This is a genomic window from Herpetosiphon llansteffanensis, from assembly GCF_003205875.1.
Classification (GTDB): domain Bacteria; phylum Chloroflexota; class Chloroflexia; order Chloroflexales; family Herpetosiphonaceae; genus Herpetosiphon; species Herpetosiphon llansteffanensis.
Genome location: NZ_PUBZ01000130.1, coordinates 1 through 20143 on the forward strand (window position 1 = coordinate 1; position 20143 = coordinate 20143).

General features: G+C 52.1%; 18 protein-coding genes. 4 read left to right on the top strand and 14 right to left on the bottom strand.

Annotation, left to right across the window (positions count from 1 at the left end; genetic code table 11):
• Positions 1 to 45: 45 nt before the first annotated feature.
• Together C5S61_RS21115 and C5S61_RS21120 are read left to right on the top strand one after the other, a co-directional pair.
• Positions 46 to 492 (top strand): aminotransferase class I/II-fold pyridoxal phosphate-dependent enzyme, encoded by a 447-nt coding sequence (locus C5S61_RS21115; RefSeq protein ID WP_276309115.1) that lies wholly within the window; start codon positions 46 to 48, stop codon positions 490 to 492.
• Entirely contained in the window at positions 474 to 1946 is a 1473-nt protein-coding gene (locus C5S61_RS21120) for a cobyric acid synthase (protein WP_110518536.1), read from the top strand. Before C5S61_RS21115 ends, C5S61_RS21120 begins: the two co-directional genes overlap by 19 nt.
• Positions 1947 to 2375: 429 nt before the next feature.
• On the opposite strand, the gene C5S61_RS21125 is transcribed toward C5S61_RS21120, so the two are convergent.
• The 3 genes from C5S61_RS21125 to C5S61_RS21135 are packed head-to-tail and all read right to left on the bottom strand — an operon-like array spanning position 2376 to position 6046.
• Positions 2376 to 3461 carry a phosphotransferase family protein gene (locus tag C5S61_RS21125; RefSeq protein WP_110518538.1) on the bottom strand — a complete coding sequence of 362 codons (1086 nt, stop codon included), beginning with the start codon at positions 3459 to 3461 and terminating at the stop codon, positions 2376 to 2378.
• A gap of 23 nt (positions 3462 to 3484) precedes the next feature.
• On the bottom strand, positions 3485 to 5134 hold the full coding sequence (locus C5S61_RS21130; protein ID WP_110518540.1) for a PAS domain S-box protein: 1650 nt from the start codon (positions 5132 to 5134) through the stop codon (positions 3485 to 3487).
• A gap of 45 nt (positions 5135 to 5179) precedes the next feature.
• Positions 5180 to 6046 carry an alpha/beta fold hydrolase gene (locus tag C5S61_RS21135; protein WP_110518542.1) on the bottom strand — a complete coding sequence of 289 codons (867 nt, stop codon included), beginning with the start codon at positions 6044 to 6046 and terminating at the stop codon, positions 5180 to 5182.
• 95 nt (positions 6047 to 6141) lie between these two features.
• Between C5S61_RS21135 and C5S61_RS21140 the strand changes: the two genes are divergently transcribed.
• A complete protein-coding gene (locus C5S61_RS21140) occupies positions 6142 to 6756 on the top strand; it encodes a TetR/AcrR family transcriptional regulator (protein WP_110518544.1) in 615 nt (204 codons plus the stop codon).
• Here the strand turns inward: C5S61_RS21140 and C5S61_RS21145 are convergent.
• From C5S61_RS21145 to C5S61_RS21195, 11 genes are all read right to left on the bottom strand, one after another.
• The gene (locus C5S61_RS21145) at positions 6753 to 7586 is read right to left on the bottom strand and encodes an alpha/beta hydrolase (RefSeq protein ID WP_110518546.1); all 834 of its coding nucleotides are present in this window, start codon (positions 7584 to 7586) and stop codon (positions 6753 to 6755) included. The genes C5S61_RS21140 and C5S61_RS21145 overlap by 4 nt on opposite strands.
• Before the next feature lie 258 nt (positions 7587 to 7844).
• A complete protein-coding gene (locus C5S61_RS21150) occupies positions 7845 to 9104 on the bottom strand; it encodes a glycosyltransferase family 4 protein (protein ID WP_110518550.1) in 1260 nt (419 codons plus the stop codon).
• Between the two features lie 9 nt (positions 9105 to 9113).
• Positions 9114 to 10319, bottom strand: a complete 1206-nt coding sequence (locus C5S61_RS21155) for a phospholipase D-like domain-containing protein (protein ID WP_110518552.1) — start codon at positions 10317 to 10319, stop codon at positions 9114 to 9116.
• A 108-nt stretch (positions 10320 to 10427) separates the two neighbouring features.
• Positions 10428 to 10922 (bottom strand): hypothetical protein, encoded by a 495-nt coding sequence (locus C5S61_RS21160; protein ID WP_110518554.1) that lies wholly within the window; start codon positions 10920 to 10922, stop codon positions 10428 to 10430.
• Positions 10923 to 10975: 53 nt separating this feature from the next.
• Positions 10976 to 12787 (bottom strand): Stk1 family PASTA domain-containing Ser/Thr kinase, encoded by a 1812-nt coding sequence (gene pknB / locus C5S61_RS21165; protein ID WP_110518556.1) that lies wholly within the window; start codon positions 12785 to 12787, stop codon positions 10976 to 10978.
• A 7-nt stretch (positions 12788 to 12794) separates the two neighbouring features.
• On the bottom strand, positions 12795 to 13343 hold the full coding sequence (locus C5S61_RS21170; RefSeq protein ID WP_110518558.1) for a ribonuclease H-like domain-containing protein: 549 nt from the start codon (positions 13341 to 13343) through the stop codon (positions 12795 to 12797).
• A 144-nt stretch (positions 13344 to 13487) separates the two neighbouring features.
• Entirely contained in the window at positions 13488 to 15005 is a 1518-nt protein-coding gene (gene trpE, locus C5S61_RS21175) for an anthranilate synthase component I (RefSeq protein WP_110518560.1), read from the bottom strand.
• A 172-nt stretch (positions 15006 to 15177) separates the two neighbouring features.
• Positions 15178 to 15606: an RrF2 family transcriptional regulator gene (locus C5S61_RS21180; protein WP_110518562.1), complete on the bottom strand. Its 429-nt coding sequence runs from the start codon at positions 15604 to 15606 to the stop codon at positions 15178 to 15180.
• A gap of 82 nt (positions 15607 to 15688) precedes the next feature.
• Positions 15689 to 16204: a tetratricopeptide repeat protein gene (locus tag C5S61_RS21185; protein ID WP_110518564.1), complete on the bottom strand. Its 516-nt coding sequence runs from the start codon at positions 16202 to 16204 to the stop codon at positions 15689 to 15691.
• A 25-nt stretch (positions 16205 to 16229) separates the two neighbouring features.
• The gene (gene selA / locus C5S61_RS21190) at positions 16230 to 17570 is read right to left on the bottom strand and encodes an L-seryl-tRNA(Sec) selenium transferase (RefSeq protein WP_110518566.1); all 1341 of its coding nucleotides are present in this window, start codon (positions 17568 to 17570) and stop codon (positions 16230 to 16232) included.
• A 9-nt stretch (positions 17571 to 17579) separates the two neighbouring features.
• Positions 17580 to 19298: a serine/threonine-protein kinase gene (locus tag C5S61_RS21195; RefSeq protein WP_110518568.1), complete on the bottom strand. Its 1719-nt coding sequence runs from the start codon at positions 19296 to 19298 to the stop codon at positions 17580 to 17582.
• Between the two features lie 151 nt (positions 19299 to 19449).
• Here C5S61_RS21195 and C5S61_RS21200 point away from each other — a divergent pair, with 151 nt between their 5' ends.
• A complete protein-coding gene (locus tag C5S61_RS21200; RefSeq protein ID WP_110518571.1) occupies positions 19450 to 20106 on the top strand; it encodes a winged helix-turn-helix domain-containing protein in 657 nt (218 codons plus the stop codon).
• The last annotated feature ends 37 nt before the right edge of the window (positions 20107 to 20143 follow it).

The window sequence follows — 20143 nt, forward strand, 5'->3', positions numbered from 1 at the left end:
AGATGTGTATAAGAGACAGCTCCAGCCCCCAACAACCACAACACAATTTATCTCTACTCATTGACCAAAAGCTATGCCTTGGCGGGCTTGCGCTTGGGCTATGTTGTCGCACAACCAAGCATCATCCAAGCCTTGCAGCGCTGGCAGCCACAGTGGAGCGTCAATAGTTTGGCGCAGGCGGCAGGCTTGGCGATTATGGCAAATCCAGCCTGGTTGGCGCAAAATCTTGGCCAATGGTGGGCTTGGAGCCATCAATTACGGGCTGGATTGAGCCAACTTGGTCTGCTGGTTTTACCCAGTTGCCTGCCATTTTTCTTGGTAGAAGTGCAGAACGCTGGCCAAACCCGCAGCGCGTTATTGCAATATGGATGTTTGGTGCGCGATTGTAGCTCGTTTGGCTTGCCCAGCTTAATTCGCATTGCCCCACGCCAACCACACGCGAATCAGCGCTTGCTTGCAGCTTGGAGAACCCTATGCTCGCCCCAGTTTTGATGGTTGTCGGAACAGCGTCGTCGGTTGGTAAAAGCACCTTGGTCAGTGCCTTGTGTCGAATTGCCGCCCGCCGTGGCATTCGAGTTGCACCGTTTAAAGCCCAAAATATGAGCAATAATGCAGCAGTTACCGCCAATGGCGAAGAAATTGCCCGCAGCATTGCCGTTCAAGCCGCCGCCGCCAAACTTGCGCCCAGCGTGCAGATGAATCCGATTTTGATCAAGCCCGAAGGCCAGCGCCGCAGCCAAATTATTGTCCAAGGCCGCGCGTGGCGCACCCTTGATGCAATCGATTATTGGCAGCGCAAGCAAATGCTTTGGGATATTGTTAGCAACAGCCTCGATAATTTGCGCCAAGAGTACGATTTGGTGATTGCTGAAGGCGCTGGTAGCCCAGTTGAACTCAATCTCAAAGCCCACGACATCACCAATATGCGAGTAGCAACCTATGCCCAAGCCCAAACGTTGTTGGTTGGCGATATTGATGTTGGCGGGATTTTTGCGGCCATGCTAGGCACGCTCATGCTGCTAGAGCCAGCAGAACGCCAATTAATCGCTGGCCTGATTGTCAATCGTTTTCGCGGCGATCCAGCTTTGTTTCACGATGGGATTGCGATTCTCGAACAGCGCAGCAATGTGCCAGTTTTGGGTGTGGTGCCATGGTTGCCGCAGCTGGGCCTGCCAGAAGAAGATGCGGTGGCTTTAGAACGGCCTGAGCAAGTGGCAAACAAGGCGGGATTAACGATTGGTGTGCTGCAACTGCCAGCGATTGCCAACTTCGACGATTTTGATCCGTTGGCGCACGAGCATGGCGTTGCAGTGCGCTATATCAATCATCCCCATGAATTAGCCCATTGCCAAGCGTTGATTTTGCCTGGCACAAAGCACACACTGGCTGCCCGCCAATGGCTCAGCGAGCACGGCTTCGATCAGCCAATTCGAGCATTTCAAGGGCCAATCGTCGGCATTTGTGGTGGCTATCAGCTGCTCGGCCAACAAATTGATGATCCACAGGCGGTCGAGGGCAACGGAGGGAGCGTTGCAGGCTTAGGCTTATTACCCATCACAACCGTGTTTAGCAACCAAAAACAAACCCGTCAAGTTCAGGCCACCAGCCATTTACCCTGGGACAAGGATTGCCCGCTGACTGGCTATGAAATTCATATGGGCCGCAGCGAACTGCTCGCCGATCAGGCAGCGTTAACGATTGAACTAGCAGGCTCCAGCCACGCCGATGGTTGCATGCGGGCTGATGGCAGGATTTGGGGCTGTTATCTGCATGGCATTTTTGCCAACCACGCTTTTCGCCATGCATGGCTAAGTAGTCTCGGCTGGCAAGCACAAACCGCGCAGCCAGCAATCGATCCCTTCGAGCGCCTCGCCGACCACGTTGAACAAGCCTTGGAGCCACATTTATTAGCAAAACTATTGAGCGGAGAGCAAAAAAGAACATAGGTATCAGGCTATTGGCTATTGGCTATTGGAACATAATCTACAGAATCTGTGCCAATCTGTGGCAAAAATGGAATGCGGCTATTGGCTATTGGCTATAGGTTTTGGGCTGTGAGGAAATGAATTGATGCTAATCTGTGTAATCTGTGGCAAAAAATGGGGATCAGGGGTCGGGGATTGGGGGATCGGTTGGTTATCCTGTGCATCCAGCCAATAGCCCATAGCCCCAGCTTCGTGCCCTTCGTGTCCTTCGTGGATCAATTCTTTAACGCAGCGACGCAGAGAAACCTTGACTACAGGCTAAAGGCTTTGGGCTATAAAAACCGCGAAGATAGGTCTATTGGCTATTCTATTGCTTTCTGCCTTTTGATTTTTGACTTCTGCCTTTTGACTTTACCCCTATGCTCTATGTTCTATGCTCTATGTTCTTGGCTACTGCCACAACTGCTCGCACTGCCATTCATCGTTAGTGGCGGCGATGCATTGAAGTTTCGGCCACCAATAGGCCTGATCCGCGCCAGCGACTGCATTCGAAATTGGGTCAAAGATCATATAGGCCAACATCAAGCGATAATCGTTGCAAAGCTGTTGCCACGAATAATTAATCCCCGCGCCAATCAAACCAGCTAAATAGCGCCGCAACAATTGCTCTTCAGCCAAAGCCCGCTGCGTCGGATTCCAAAACGTGGCCAGCAGATAGACCAAATCGTAGGTTGGCAGGTTGGCCGAAGCATCGCCAAAATCCAACAGATAGGCATCCTCGGCATGCGGATCTTTGGGGCAGAAAAATTGGTTGAAGTAGCAATCACCTTGCGAAAGGGTTAATTGCTTACCGCTGCTAACCCGAGGCTCAAGCCAGCGTTGCCAAAGCGTCGGCAAGGCGTTTAAGGTTGTGGTCAGGCGATCATGCAACGCGCCGTTGAGAATTGAGCCGTGAGCTGCCAGAAATTGCTGCCATTCCTGCTGACGACGTTGCACATGCTGGGCATGGGCCGTTGCATCGCTATACCACCATCGCAGCGCGAATGCTGAAGCTACTTGGCCTAGTGGAGCTGCTTCCCACCACGAGGAATGCAATTGGGCCAAAGCATCAATACACATAAAGCGGCGTTGCTCATTTGGCAGACTCTCACCAGCAATTAAAGCTTTACGCGCAATCGCTGGCTCATGGGTTTCGCTCAAATCGGCCAGCAAACAATTGGCAACGCCTGAGGCCGCATCGTAGCCAGCAGCATAACAGGCTACAAACGGCAAATGCAACAGATCATTGTTTTTCGCATACTCATAAATGGCGACTTCATGCGCACCATGGTGATCAGGGGTGATTTTGAGCACAAGTTGGCGTGGTGCTTTGATCGGCGTGCGAAACAATTGCAATTGAATATGGCCAATTTGCGAATTGGCTGCATGTTCTTCAATAAGCTGAAAATGGCGAATCGTTCCAGCGCCCAACCACGGCTGTAAGTGCTCAATCAGCCACGCCAACGAGAGTTCGCTCAACGAATGGAGTACGCGCATGATCGCTCCTTAACAGCTGACGATCAATTGCCGCGATGCCTCACATTGAGTTGCTGCCCACGGGTCACATTGATCGCATAGGTGATTCCTTGTTGCAGGCTACTATGCGTCATGATCGAACGGAAATCAATCCCCAAAGTAACAAGCGTTTGGGCCAATTCAGGCCGAATACCGGTGATAATTACGCGTGCACCTAGTAGCTGAACGCTGTTGGCCGCCCGAATCAGCAAGCCCGCAACTTGGGTATCCATCACCGGAACGCCAGTCACATCAACAATCGCAATTTGGGCTTTGTTGATATGCACGCCTTCGAGCAAGGTTTCCATAAATTGCTGAGCGCGCGCAGTATCAACGCTCCCAACCAAAGGCAACAGCACCACCGTATCGGCAATCGGAATCAACGGAGTCGAGAGTTCAATCAGGGCTTGTTGTTGGGTCCGAATAATCTCTTCGTGCAAGCGTTGGCGCTCGGCCTCGGCCTGTTTTTGGTCGCTAATGTCGTGGGCAATCACCGAAAAGAAGCTTGGCTGTTGATCGACATCATAGTGGCAAAGCATTTGATACATCACTGGCAAACGTTGGCCATGGGCGGGTTTAAGCTCATGCTCACCCATCCACGAGCCATGCACTTGAGCATGATGCAAGGTTTGGGCCAGCCATTTCTGCTCACTTTTGTCGGGGTGCAGATCGTGCCAAGTTAATTGATTCGCCGCATCTGTTGGCTCAATGGCTAATAAACGCCGCGCCGCTGGATTGAGATATTGCATCTTACCAGAGAGATCAGCGATTGCCACAATATCGTTTGTCGAACTCAAAATCGTATCAAACCGCCCCAACAAGGCTTCGGCCTGCTTTTGCTCAGTAATATTCAGCAACAAACCATCCCACAGAATTGCGCCGTTGATCAGGCGGGTCGGACGCGAAGCTCCTTGCAGCCAATTTTCTTGGCCATCGATGTACACCCGACCTTCCCAGCGCCATGGTTCAAGCGTGCGCGCCGATTCCATAATTGCTTCTTGAAAGCGAATTCGATCGCTTGGATTGACCGCCTCGGTCACGACGCTCGCATCGCGCATAATTGCTTCTGGCTCAAGGCCATAAATATCGCGGCTGCCAGTGCTAACAAAGGGAAAGTGCATTGTGTGGTCAGGTTCGAGCAAAAATTGATAAACCATGCCGGGCACATTTCCAATGATCCGTTGCAAACGGGCTTCGTTTTCAGTCAATGCTGCCGAAGCAGCAACATCACTACTGAGATCGTGCGAAATGCCAACTGTGCCAACAATCTCGCCTGTTTGGTTGCGAATTGGATGCTTGATCGTCGAAAAAAGATGCACCTCGCCATTATGTCGCGTAACTGGCTCGGAGCTAACCAGCAACGGTTGACCGGTTTCAAAAACTTGCGCATCATCACGCACATATTGCTCGGTATAGCTTGGTTGGTTGAATTCAGCATCAATCACATCTTGCAGCTGCTGCTCATTCATGCCATAGTATTCGCGAAAAGCCCGATTGGCATAGCGAATATGCGAGCCAGGCCCTTTGTATAAAATCAAATCGGGGATGGTATCCAAAATTTGTTCATAAATTGAGAGTTGGGCACGTAAGGCAATGATTTTTTGCTGTAGGTCACTCGTCGTTTCATCCCGATCCACATACACATCTGTCCCCATTACGTGCCTCCTCGATTGATTGTTTACTGATCGCTTTAGTGTCCCCTATCTGGGGTGATCTGTGTCCCCCACAAAGGTCACGATCTTATCTAGTACTTCTGTCGAATGCAATATGCCACTATGTCCTAGTTTGCTGGTAGCCAAAAGTTCTGAGTTGGGCCAATGTTGCTGCAATTCTTGGCCATACCGAAAATCAACCCGCAGATCATCGCGGTCGTGCACAATCAAGGCTGGCGGTAAATGCTCGGTTGGCATCGATTTCATGGCATAATAGCTTGCTGGCTGGCCAAATTCATGCTGTAAAGCTTGGTTGAATAAACGTTTTAGGCGTTGCGATAGGCCAAAGCCATCGGCAAATGCGCCAGTCATATATTCGCCACTGGTTGGCGCGCCCATTAGCACAACCCGTTGTGGCTGTGGAATACCCAGCATGCCGAGCATCCACGCGCTACAAGCAGCGCCAAACGAGTGCGCAATAATCAGATCGAAGGGGCCAAGTTGCTGCACAGTTGCGACCAACGCGGCGCTAAAATCGGGAATGCTGGTGGTTGTGCCTTCGGAAGCGCCATGGGCAGGGCCTTCAATTGCGGTCACTTCGTAGCCAAGCGCAACCAAACGCGGAGCCAAGGCATGCCAGCGCCGTGCGTCGTGCTCCCAACCATGCACAAGCAAGGCTTTGCGCGTACCAGTGCCCCAGCGATAGGCTTGCAAACGCAGAGCGTTGTGCTCTACCTGCAAACGCTGCGCCGATTGGAGAAATTTCGAGCTTTTGTTGCCTGCCGCCCGCCGTGGTTGCAGAAAAAGCTTGAGCACCATGCGCCCTGCCAGTTGCGGCGCAACATAGCTCAGGCCGCCAATCCCATTGCGCAGCAAACGCGCTTGCCACGGAAGTTTCAGTGTTTGAGTTGCCATATGTTCCCCCTAAAAGCCGCCAATTTGCCGCTGGTTAAATGCATATCAACTATTGTAATAAGCAATGTTACCACTGTCAACATAGAGGTATTTGAATGATCGAAGAACGCTATCATCATGGCGATTTACGCCAAGCGCTGTTGGCAATTGCCAAGCAACAGCTGACGAGCCACGGCTTTGAATCACTGAGTTTACGCGCGATTAGTCGTGAGGCAGGAGTGAGCCATGCGGCAGCCTATCGCCATTTTCCCAATAAAGAGGCGTTGGTGGCGGCTTTGGCCTGCACCGGGTTTGAGCAATTGCAGGCCTTTGTGGAAGCTGAGGTGATGCAGTACGGCGCTGATCCACGCGAGCAATTTTTTCAATGTGGCATTGCCTATATCAAATTTGCCTTGCACAATGCGCCCTTATTTCGGGTGATGTTTGGAGTTTCGGGTGCTGATCGCTTGCAATATCCCGCAACCCATGCCGCAGCCCAAGCCAGTTTTGGGGTGTTGGTGGGCACAATTCAACGCGGCCAAGCAGCAGGTCTGATTGGCGCTGGCGAGCCGCGTCAGTTGGCCTTCACGGCATGGGCAGTGGTGCATGGCTTGGCAACCTTGGCGCTCCAAGATCAAATTACATCGCAACAAGGGGCGATTGATTCGGAGCGCTTAGTTCGCAACAGCGCAAAGCTGCTTTGGAATGGCTTGAAATATGGCCAAGCTTAGGCAATATGCGCATCAAGCCATTCGACAATTAAGGGAATTAATGTGGTTTGTTCTGGCTCATTCAGCACTTCATGATACAAGCCCGGGTAGGTATGCAAGGTTTTATCCTGCGATTTGAACAGGCCAAAGGCGTGAATTGCAGCCTCAGGACTAACCAAGCGATCATCTAAGCCTTGCAACATCAGCACAGGCAAGCTAATTTCGCCAGCCCGTTGGTCGATTATTCGCGTTGCGGTAATCATCGAAGTGCCCATTTGAGCTTTGATGCCACCTTTATAATTCAACGCATCGGCTTTGAAAGCCTCGACAACCTTGGGATCGCGGCTGTTCCATTGTGGGTCGAATGGTGCAACTGGCAGCTGCGGCATGAATTTGCTGATAAACGCGCCAACTTTAACCACCGCTTTTGGCGTTTTCGCATCAACTTTAAAAGCAGGGCCAGTCAGCACCAAGCCATGCAGATTGTGGCCATATTCCAAGGTGTAGAGCGTACTGATCAAGCCACCCATGCTATGGCCAAGCATAAATAGCGGCCCATTTGGCTCTTTATCGCGCACCAACCGCACAAAACTCGCCAAATCGTTAACGAACTCCTCAAAATGTTTGACGGTTGCGCGATTGCCTTGCGATTGGCCATGGCCACGATGATCGAGCGCCCAAACGCTGTAGTTGGCAGCAACCAAGGCCTCGGCCACATGCTGATAGCGCCCGCTGTGCTCTGCATAGCCATGCACCACTACAACCGTTGCCTTGGGCGTAGCTGGCCGCCATGTTTGATAAAAAATCGTGGTGTTGTGAACGCCAGTAAAGGTTGCCGTTGTATGTTCCATCTAATTATGCCTTTCTATTTTTAGGGATCGGTTGTCGGGGATTGGGGATCGGTTTTGATGCACAAAAGCTACGCCAAAGGCAACCGCGAAGGGCGCGAAGATCACTAAGGTTCCGTTACGCAGTTTTCTGAAATTAAATACATTCTAAGTTTCCAACAAACTCAACATTCGTGCTCTTCGTGGTTCACACTATCTTCTATCCCTCATCTGGTGATTCTCTGCGTTAAATCCCAGTCCCCAGCCCCCGATCCCCAACTTCTACGTTCTCATTAATTCTTCGTAGACTGCCCGAATTTGGGCATATTTATGCTGCCACGTTAGCTCGGCTAGGGTTTGCTCATAGCCGCGTTGGCCAAGCTGTTGGGCAAGGGCTGGCTCGGTCAGGAGTTTTGTCAAGCTGCTGGTTAATTGAGCAACATTGCCATAATCGACCAATAAGCCTGTTTCGCCATCGCGAATCACCGCTGGCACGCCGCCAGCTCGTGCGCCAATCACGGGCAACCGATACAACCACGCCTCAAGATAGACAATCCCAAATGAATCGGTGCGTGATGGCATGGCAAACAAGCTTGCTGCTGCCAAAGCATCACGTTTGCGCTCTTGCGGCGCACGAGCAAACACATGAATCCGTTGCTTGCTGGCAGGGTCGAGCGTCTCCCAAAGCTGTTCGAAATGGGCCATCGGCGTGCCAACCATCACTAAATGCTCGTCGCGGCCACTTGCCCAAAGCTGTTCCATGGCCCGAATCAGATCAAACGCGCCTTTTTCTTTGGCCAACGTGCCGATATACAGCACAAATGGCTGCTGAATGCCAGTTTCTTGGCGAAAACGCTCAGCATCGCCGCCAGCTAATTCGCTTGGCTCCACACCCACGCCAATGCAACGCATCGTAGATCGATCAATTCCGCAATCGGCCAAATAATCGGCTTCGAGCGGCGTTTGCACAATCACCCGATCTGCTTGTTGCATCAATTTAATGTGATGTGGCATTGTGTAATAGCGCACTAACGAGCGATCGCCTGGCACGCCCAAATGCACATAGGGCGAGAGTACAAACGGAACCTTGGCTTGTTTGGCATATTTCAAGGCCGGAATCAGCATAAAATCCAAGGTAATGTTGGCAGCATGAACCAAGTCGAATTGATCGATCTGTTGGCGGAGCGCACGGTTGAAGGCTGGCAAGCGCGGCGTGATTTGGCTTAGCTCCATCAACAAACCACTGGTCGCTGGCAAGCGACCCATTTCTAGCATTGCACGGCGCAAAATTGGGTAGACCAAGGCTGGGCCAGGCGCTCGAACCACTGGAAACCGCCGAATTGCCACGCCATTATGCTGCTCGTTTGGCGAATCGATGGTGCGCCGACCCTTGGCCCAAAAATGGTCAAGATCCCAGGCATTGCTCGTCCAAACATCGACCGTATGGCCTTCGGCAGCCAAGCGTTCAGCAATCACTTGGCAAACCTGCTCCGAACCACCAATATATGGGTAATAGCGCTGAATAACGTGTAGAATCCGCATGAATACTCGCTAACGGCCACAACCAGCAGGATTTTTGGCTTGGGCATACAACCGATCGAATTCGGCCATATACTGCCGCGCCAAATCAGGATCAGTGATAATCAATAAATTTTCGTCGTTATTATTTTCAGCAGCTGCAGTAAAATTATACGAGCCGGTAATCACAATTTTTTCATCAATCACCATTGTTTTATTATGCAAAATATAACAATTTGCATCGCGAAAAATTGGAATACCTGCTTTTTCCAAAATGCCAAATTCCGAGCCAGTACCATCAGCATTCCGCGCTTCCATCACGACTTGAACTTCTAAGCCAGATTTGTGGCGATCGATCAAGGCTTGGGCGGTATCGTCGTCGGTAAATGAAAATGCCAACACATTGACTGATTGCTTTGCATTTTTGATATAGTTGACAATTTTGGCTCGTGGTTTATCAACTGGCGAGAAATAGGTTTCAATTTGCACCCCACCAGCTAATTTAATCACCGGGTTTGGTGTATTTTTGGGTGCTTTGCTGCCCAATTTGCCTGCAAACAAATCAATAAATCGTTGGCGATAATTGGCAACCAATTCTGGAACTCGTGAACGAAGCATATTATTGTTATTGCGATAAACATCGTTCACAACTAAATTCATCGAGCCAGTCCAGACAATCGAATCATCGATGACAACGATTTTATTGTGCATAAAGGCTGAGCGTTCGTCCCACGTAATTGGAATTTTAGCTGCTTCCAAGCGGCCTGTAGTTTCAGCAACTTCTGGCGCAGCCAAATTTTCGTCATCAACTACCAATTGCACTTTGACTTTGCGCTTTTTGGCTCGAATCAACGCATCGGTCATCAATTCCAAATCAAAATCAAACGAAGCAATATAAATGCTGCTTTTGGCAGCATCAATATCGGCAATCATACCTGCATCAACCCCGCCTTTGCGTCCAGCAGCTTTTTCGGGGTAGCTTGGGCGAGTGAAGAAAACCTGATACCACGAACCTTGGGCGACATAGGCTTTATTTGGGTCAATTGCCGCTGCCACAGCATTGGCATCAGGCTGATTGGACGGAAAGGTTGGCTGAGCTACACTGGTCGGCTGATCGCTGGTGCGCCCAAGCCAGCGATCAAAATAGCCCTCTTGGTAGCAATAGACCAATCCCGCAATCAGCAGAATCAGGATAATTTGCCAAGGCTTGAGCTTCGTCGTTGATTTGCTACGCGCCATAGATCAGCCTTTCAGTACAGATTGGGGATCGGTTGTTGGGGATTGGGGATCGGGAGCAACTCCCACTAGCCCTTGATTCCTCTGTTCTATGCTCTATGCTCTATGCTCTTAACTTCGCCAGCCACGCCGCCGCTTGATGCGATGTGAACGCGGGCGGGCATTGGCTCCCAAGGTTGCACCAATTCGATTAAGTTTGCTGGTAATTGTGCTTTGGTTGCTGGCAGCTTGGCCTGCGCTCGCTAGCACATTTTGGCCAAGTTTGCCCATTTGGCTAGCAATGGTTGCTGCTGATTGATTTAAGGCGTTGGCGGCAGCCTGACCAGCTTGGGCGGCTGGATCAGGCGCAGGAGTTGTATGGGCAACTACTGCTGTATGGCCTTTATTTAACGCAGCATTTGCCGCCGCCAAGACTCCAGTCACATCAACAAGATCATCGCGATTGGCGTGGTGCGCTGCTTGCAGCACCTCATCTTCGGCAACCCCAGCCTCAATTTGTTGCTCAGCCCAACGCAACAGCGCCTTGGCAGTTGTATCAGTCAAGTTGTCGGTCAAACGCTCGTTGTTGGCAAGGCGTTCGAAAGCTGCTAATCGTTCAAGACTCATCGGAATCCTCCTTTGGCTTAACGTCTATGGTACCGCAACTGCTGATAGTGCTGCTATGGACGGCGCACGCCAATCACAATCACACTATTGCGTGGAATAAAGTTGCCATTTTCGACTGGCTGACCATTGGCAGTTGCACTGACCACCGTATTTGGCTCCACACTATCGAAATTTGGAATCAGATCTGGGCCTTGCTCATCGATAATATCCAAGCGTAAATCGCTACGCCCAGCCAGAATCGCCTCAGCATCGGCGCGTTTACGGCCAATAATATCGGGGAACGTCACCATATCGCCAATGCTGACGACCAATTCGATCTCGCTGCCTTGGGCCAATTTCAAGCCAGCAGGAGGATTTTGGCTCAAGACAAAGCCAGCAGGAATTGTCTGATTCGGCGCATCTTTACGGATGACCTTAAAGCCAGCGCGAGTCAATGTATCCGAAGCAACCTCAAATTGTTGGCGCGTCACATCGTCAATTTCGACTTGGGCCGGGCCTAAACTTAAGGTAAACGGAATAACTGTGCCTTTGGCAACTTTGGTTCCAGGCGCAATATCTTGCTCAATCACCGTTGCAGCAGGTGCAAGATCGTTGCGTGGCGCTTTGCGTTGCTCGCCAAGCTCAAGTTCTTTGAGTAAGGCAAGCACTTCGCTCTCGCTTTTACCGACCAATGGTGGCACTTCGACCATTTCTGGGGCGGGCGTTGGCTCGCCAGTTGGCACAACCTGAGTCACCTGCTTGCCACCAAAGGCTTGGCTAATCGAGTCCAGCACATCAGTAAACATCAACACATAGGTTAAGCCACCAATGCCGACCAACAATAAAATTGCCACAACCCACAAGCCACAGCCAGACGATTGGCGTTTTGCGGTGCTTGAATTCATTGGCACTGGCTGTTGGGCAGCCAATGGCGGAGCATAGTTTTGGCGTGGCCGCGCTTGAGGCGCTGGTTGCTGGCGTGATGGTCGCACCTCGGCAGGCTCTTGGTTCGAAGCCAAACGACCTGCATTCGCCGAGGGAACCGCCATGGTTGCTTGGTTGCCGCGCTCGCGATAGAGCCGCAACAATTCGGCAAACGCACGCGCCGATTGGGGCCGCTGCGCAGGATCTTTGGACATTGCTTGGAGCACAATCGCCTCAAGCTGCGGCGGAATCGAAGGATTGTAGTTGCGCAAGGCTGGCGGCACTGCTTGAATATGTTGCAAAGCCACTGCCAACGGCGAATCGCCACTGAATGGCAAACGCCCAGTCAACATCTCATAGGTCAATACACCCAAGGCATAAACATCGGAAAGCGGGGTTGCGCCCAAGCCTTGCGCCTGTTCGGGAGCCAAATAATCGGCAGTGCCAAAGGTTGTGCCTGGGTCGGTTAATGCAGATGATTGCTTGCTTTTGGCGATGCCAAAATCGCTCAAGCGCGCATAATCGTTGGAATCGATCAGCACGTTTTGCGGCTTAACATCGCGGTGCACCAAGCCGCTATCGTGAGCAGCCTGCAAGGCTTCGGCAATTTGGCGCACAATCGCCAGCGTGCGCGGCACAGGCAATGGCGCTTGCAATTCAATAATCTCTTTAAGATCCGTGCCTTCGACGTATTCCATCACAATGTAATGAAAATCGCCCTCGGCTCCAATATCGTAAACCCGCACAATATTGGGATGCCCCAACTGAGCGGCGGCATCGGCTTCGTGCTTAAAGCGGCGCAAAAATTGTTCGTCACTGGCATATTGGCCGTGTAACACTTTAATCGCAACTGGTCGATTGAGCCGCAAATCGCGCCCAAGATACACCGTTGCCATGCCGCCTTGGCCTAATTTTCGCTCTAATTGATAGCGATTATTGAGAATTCGTGGTTGTTCGCTCATCGCCCCACTACTGCTCCTCGTCGCTCAATGGCGACAGCAACGACTGCTCGGACGCATGCCAAATCGTAACATGCGGGTGCAAATCAGGCTCTTGAACTTTATGTAAATAACAACGCAAGCGTGGCAAGTTAATAATATCGTCGCGATTGTAGCGTAAGAGTAAATCTAACGCTGCTTGATCGTTATAGTGCTCATAGGCTTGCCACAGGCGCAAGGCATCGCGGCCATCAAGCCCATGAGTAGAACGCGCAATCCCGATCTTTTGTTCAACAATTTTCAGGCCACCGCGCAAATTCTGGCGACGACATTCGCGCAAGAGGTCGCAATGCACGAACTCGCGTTTCAAATCTGCGCCCAAGGCTTTGTAAATAATTGGCAAATCAAAGCTTGCCCCATTAAAGGTAAAGATCGTCTCGACCCCTGCCAACGCCGCATACAGATTCACATCACTAACCCCAGCGCCGACCAATTGAATTGTGCCTCGCTGCGGCAAGTAAATACCAATCACGCTAATCGTGCGTTGCCAGGTTGTTTCAATATCAAGATATGCGTCCATAGTTTCGTAGGGATCGGGGATTGGGGATCGGGGATCGGGTTCACTATTAAATAGTCATTTATAGCTGAAATCAATATTTCCAAATTGGCTAAAATGACTTCGACATTAACCCGACCCCCAACAACCAATCCCCAATCCCCAACATTACAACTCCAACATTTCGGCAACGTGCAAGGCGCGGATCAGTGAACCGGCTTTATTGCGCGTTTCGAGATCTTCTAATTTAACATCGCTATCGGCGACAATCCCAGCGCCAGCCTGCATATAGGCCACGCCATCTTTGATCACCATTGTGCGAATAGTAATCGCTGTGTCAAGAGATAAACCGCCAAATGAAACGTAGCCTACACAACCGCCATATGGGCCGCGTTGGCTGGTTTCTAGCTCGGCGATAATTTCCATAGCCCGCACTTTGGGCGCTCCGGTCAACGTGCCAGCAGGGAAACAGGCACGTAGGGCATGCAACGGCGAGTAGCGCGCCGTATCGAGTGTGCCTTTAACCACCGAAACCAAGTGCATCACATGCGAATATTTTTCGATTTGCATAAATTTGGGCACATGCACGCTGCCGGGCAATGAAACCCGCCCCACATCGTTGCGCCCAAGATCGACCAGCATCAAGTGCTCTGCACGTTCTTTTTCGTCGGCCAACAATTCGGCCTGCATGCGGGCTTCGTCGTCTGCATCGCGGCCACGGCGGCGCGTGCCAGCAATTGGGTGGGTTTCGATAATGCCATCTTCCACCCGCACCAACATTTCGGGCGAAGCGCCAATAATTGCCGCATCGGGCACGTTCAAAAAGAACATGTAGGGCGATGGGTTAACCGTGCGCAAAGCCCGATAGACCGCAAATGGCTCAGCATCAGTTTCACGCTGAAAGCGCTGCGATAACACCACTTGAAAAATATCGCCAGCCCGAATATATTCACGGGCCTTTTCAATTGCTGCACTAAATTCGCCAAACGATTGATTCGATTGCAATTCTTCGTTGAGTTCGGGCAAGCTCGGCGAGGCCGCACTTGAGCTATAGACTTCGGGAGCCAAGGGGCGTACCAATTTCTTGGTCATGGCTTCGATCGCGCTATTGGCTTCGGCAAATTGGGTTGCCAAATCGTGCGCCGGATCAAACACCAGCGTACTCATAATTTTGATCGTGTGGCGCACATGGTCAAAGGCCAAAACCGTTTTGACCACCATCCACACGCCATCGGGAATTTGCAAAGGACGCAGGGTTGGCGCGGGCAAACGTTCAAAGGTACGCACGGTTTCATAGCCCAAAAAGCCAACCGCCCCACCAGTGAAGCGCGGCAAATCTGGCTGAGGCGCGGGATTTGCCTTTTGCGAACCAACTACCAAGCGCTCTAATTGATCAAGCGTCGTCAGATCGTCGTAGCTGGTGCGCTCGCCGTTGGCAGTTTCGATGATGCTTTGCTGCCCAAGGCCACGAATAATTAAATGTGGCTCGCAGCCAATAAACGAATAGCGGCCAATTTGCTCGCCACCCTCAACACTTTCAAGCAAGAAACTATAGTGGCCTTGAGCAACCTTCAAATAGGCCGAAACTGGCGTTTCCAAATCGGCGACTAACTCACGGTAGACTGCACATTGGGTATAGCCAGCCGCAGCCCATGCTTGCACTTGTTCAAATGTTGGCGAAGCCATGAACGCTCCCTAAAACTAAATGGAGATCGGGGCTTGGGGGCTGGGGATCGGTATATCGCATTTACTCCAGCCTGAAATTACTGCTCAATGAATTAATTGCGCAAAACAATAACGATAAAAAATTGCCGAGCATTCAAAAAACTCCCGATCCCCGACCCCCAACAACCAACCCCTAAATATAATACATTGGTGAATCCAGTTGCTGGTGTTTGCGTTGGCAGAGATCAGCAATCGTCATTTCGCTGAGATGCGTTTCGATCACGGCGCGTAATTCGCCCCAGACTTCACCCAACAAGCCTGCATCGAAGGTATCGAGGCTGGCACCTTCGGGGGTGGGCAAGAGTGGGCCTTCCAACACCAAAATGGCATCAAGCAAGCTAATCGCTTGGGGTGGGCGCGCCAATTGATGACCACCTTGCGGGCCACGCACACTGGTAATCAGGCCAGCCTTGCGCAATGCGATTAACAATTGATTGAGATAATTTTCGGAGATTGCTTGGCGTTCGGCAATATCGTGGCTTTGCACCAAGCCCTCGCCGTAGTGTTGAGCCAAATCGAATAACGCTCGCACGCCATATTCACCTTTGGTTGATAATCGCATTCTGCCTCATTGCTGCTATAAACAATCATTTCAGATAGCCGCCATGCTAGCATTATGAACCAGAGAAGTCAAAAGCCACGCTTTAAATTGGCCGCCACCACGGGCAGCAATTTGGGCTTTGCTCCGATTGAATCGATTGCTCCACTTTGCACTCGGTGTAGGGCCTAAAGACACAGTTGGCACAGCAGCGCACCGCCACATGGCAACGCCAACAAAAAGTCGCACTGGCATACAATTGAGCATCGCAGGCATAACACGAAACTGGCAACTCGGCCAGTTGGCTTAAACTCAACGGCTCTGGTGGAGTCCACGGCGCTCGTTCTAGTTCAACCACTACTGGCACAACCACGCTGCCTCGCAACTGGGCCAAACCACGAATTGCCGCATGATTATAGGGATTAATCGCCAAAACCCGTTCCAAACAGGCAATTTGTTGCTCTGGCAGCTCAACCGCGCCACTCAACCAGAGCAAGGCCTGCTCGTGATAAGGTTCGAGCGCTAAAACTTGGGTCAGGTAGATGCGCGCGCTGCGCCGGTCGCCAGCATATAACGCCGCCACCGCTGTCTCTAACAACGCTGCCGCTTGATCAGAAGTCATCGATTGCGTCCCTCTCTATGACGGGTTAGGCTGGATTGAGGGCTGCTAACGCCGCCACGATCACTGCATCCTGCTCTGGTAGCACAGTCCGCAGATCAAGGATTAGGCGCTGCGCATGGATTCGGCCAACAATGGGTGGGTCGTTGGCACGAAGTTGGGCGCTCAAAGCTTCAGCCGCACCGTCAAGGGCGATCCCTCGGCTTGGCAGGTTTGAGCCAGGCAGCGAACCTCCGCCAATGGTAGCATGAGTTGCCACAAGTTGGGCAGCAGGATACTCAGCCAGCATCGGGATTGCCCGCTGTTCAAGGTCAGCAAGCGAACAGGCAAGCATCCGCCAAATTGGAATCTCGCTGCTAGCCTGTTGGGTTTCATAGGCCATCAGGGTTGCGCTCAAGGCAGCAATCGTCAATTTATCAACTCGCAACGCTCGCAGCAAGGGATGTTTGCGCAATTGATCGATTAGGCGGCGTTTGCCAACAATCAGGCCTGCTTGCGGGCCGCCAAGCAATTTATCGCCACTAAATACCACTAAATCTGCTTGCGCTTCAAGCATCATTTGAACAGTTGGCTCAGCAGCCAAGCCAAACGCTTGGGTATCCAATAACGCGCCACTGCCAAGATCGCAAATCAAGAGTTTCTGCTGCTCATGGGCGGCTTGGGCCAATGCGGCCACGCTTGGCTCGTGGGTAAAGCCAAGCACCTGAAAATTCGAAGCATGCACATGCAGCAAGGCCGCCGTTTGCTCGCCAATCGCCGCCGTATAATCGTGCAAATAGCTGCGGTTAGTCGTGCCAACATCAACCAATGTGCAGCCACTTTGGCGCAAAATATCGGGAATCCGAAAACCGCCACCAATTTCGACCGCATGCCCGCGACTGACGATCACCTCGCGACCTTGGGCAAAGCAACTCAAGCACAGCAGCATCGCCGCCGCCGCATTATTGACCACCAAGGCTGCTTCGGCTCCAGTCAAACGTTGCAGTTGCGGCTCCAACAAACTATTACGCGAGCCACGTTCGCCTTGCTCAACATCGTATTCGAGATTGCTATAGCCAGCACTGGCGACAATAATTGCTTGTTGCGCGGCAGCACTCAGTGGCGCACGCCCAAGATTGGTATGCACAATCACGCCAGTTGCGTTGACAACTGGGCGCAGTGGGAGTTGTTGGCGTTGGCGAATTAAGTGCTCAGCATGAGCCACAATCTGCGTGATCGATTGCTGGGCCTTGCCCGACCGCAGCGCTTGGCGGGCCTGCTCAAGGCTGTTTCGGGCTGTATCAAGCAACCATTGAGCAGGCAAATCGGGGAAGCGTTCGGCAAGCAAACCAATCAGCCGATGCACCGCTGGCAAATCGCGCAAGCCCATCGGCCAACCTCAGGAAATTGGCGACGGCTCAGGCCGTGGCAAGGGATAAACGACCGTCGGCTCAACCCCAGTATTGGTCACGGTTGGCAAGTCTTGGGTTGGCTGCTCAGTTGGGCCATTGGTTGGCGTTGCTGGAGGTACATCAGTTGGCGTAGCTGGCACATCAGTTGGCACAACTGGCGTAGCCGATGGGACAACCGTCGCTGGCGCTACAGTTCGCGTTGGCGGCACTGTTCGCGTTGGAATCCGCGTTCTGGTTGGGATTGGGCTAGGCACGGTTGCGCTTGGCTCAGGCGTGGCACTGGGCTGCTCGGTTGGTGAATCGGTTGGAGTTGGCTCAGGCGTATTGGTTGGAATCGCGGTCGGAATGCGCGTCGATTCGGGCACAAACGGCCCTGATAAGCTGCTGGTTTGGGTTGCAGTTGGCAACGAAACCAAGCCGCGCGTGCCTTGGCCCATACGTTGCCAAAAAACAATGCCCAAAACAGCAAGGGTTATAATGATCGCAACCGGATAAATTACTTTTAAAGGATCGCTGGTTGTGGCCGTGCGCATGACTGGCCGTGTACGCATGCGAGGCCGAGCAGCGTTGCTATTACTTGGTGCTGCTTGGCGAGGCCGCGATTGGGCGGGAGCCGCCTGCGGCTTGGGTTGCGGGGATTGCGTGCTCGGCGCAACCCGGGCAGTTGGATTGGGATTGCTTGGGCGTGGCACTGGTTGCGGCACGGGCGTAGCTGGCCGCGCTTGCGGCTGAATCGCCCCAACATCGGTTTGAGCGCTCGGGTCGCTTTGGCGTTGCAAGGCAGGCAGTGCATTGATTGCCACCGTCGCTTTACCTGCTGACGAGCCAGCTGGAACCGCCAAGCCCTTTAATTCGTCCTTGGTTGGAATTATAATTCCAATCCTGCTGGAGAGCGTGCGCAGGGCATCGATAAAAGCGACTGCCGAGGGCGGACGCTCATTTGGTTGCTTGGCCAATGCTCGTTCAAAAACCTTATCAAAGGCCGCTGGCAAGCCAGGCACAAGGCTGGTTATTGCTGGCGGCGGCGTGTAGGTGTGAGCAACCAGCAACTCTGGAACCGTTCCAGTAAAGGGAACTTGGCCAGTGATCACTTCAAACGCCACAATTCCTAAGGAGTATAAATCGGAGCGGCCATCAACCAACTGTGCCGAAGCTTGTTCGGGCGCGATATATTCTGGCGTGCCCATAAACATTCCGGCGCGGGTTAGACGCTTTTCATTGACAACGGGAGCCTGAGCAATGCCAAAATCGGTCAACAAAACCCGACCATCGGCATTGAGCAAAATATTGTGGGGTTTGACATCGCGATGAACTGCCTGCTGCGAATGAGCGTAATCAAGCGCTTCGGCCACTGGCATCAACAATGCTACGGCATAGCCAAGGCCCATCGCACCTTGTTCATCGATCACAGCTTGCAGCGAACGGCCAGCAATATATTCCATGGCGATGTAGGGCAAGCCTTCAGCCTCGCCAACATCGAAAATTGTCACGATATTGGGATGATGAAGGTTGCCCGCCGTAATCGCCTCGCGCTCAAAGCGCTGGCTCGATTCGGGATCACTCGCAAGCTGGGGAGCAAGAATTTTTAACGCAACCGTGCGTTGCAAGGTGGTATCCGTTGCCCGAAAAACGCGGGCCATGCCACCTCGCCCAACTTCGTTGTGTAAAATATACTTGCCAAATTGGCGACCATTCCAAGAAGTCAAACGCCCGCTCCTTGCGCCTCTAGCGCATTCAGAAGCCCTATGTTAGAATCGCGTCACATTCTATCATAGCCCTTTTGCTTTGTCTCTGACTAAGACTCTAGCATACCATACCACGCCTCTCCATGCATCGTGTGTTTGAGGAGGAATTTTTATGAACGATCAGCCAGTGCCATCGCTGACAATTAAAAACCAAGATGTCCCACCTCGGCTCATGCCGTGGGACCAAACAATTCTCACCATTGGGCGCGATGTAGCCAACGATATTGTCATCGATCATCGTTTAGCCTCGCGCCGTCACGCCCGCTTAGAACGCGATGAAGCCGGCTGTTATATTCGCGATCTTGATAGCACCAACGGAACCTATTTAAATGGCGTAAAGGTCAATGGCCTCGCGCCGTTACGCAATAACGACGAGGTTTGGGTCGCCGATACGGTGATCATTTTCCGCGATCCCGAAGCAACGATGAAGGGCACGCCGCCCCCAGTCGTCATGCATCGCATCGCAAGCCAAGATCAGGCTGAATTGCACGTTGATAGCGCTGCCAAGGAGGTCTATGTTCGCGGCAAACGGCTTGATCCACAGCTCACCGCCAAGGAATTCCAATTGCTTGAATTGCTCTACAACCGCCGCGGCGAAGTTGTCAGCAAAGAGCAAATTGCCATCGGCGTGTGGGATTATGAGGTCTACGATTACAACGCCATCGATGCCTTGATCTATCGCTTGCGCCAACGGATCGAGATCGATCCCTCTGCGCCACGGTTTGTGCTCACCGTGCGCGGTTTTGGCTATAAATTGAGTTTAGATTAACGCCCATTTCCACCCCATGCCTGAGCGTAGCAACCCA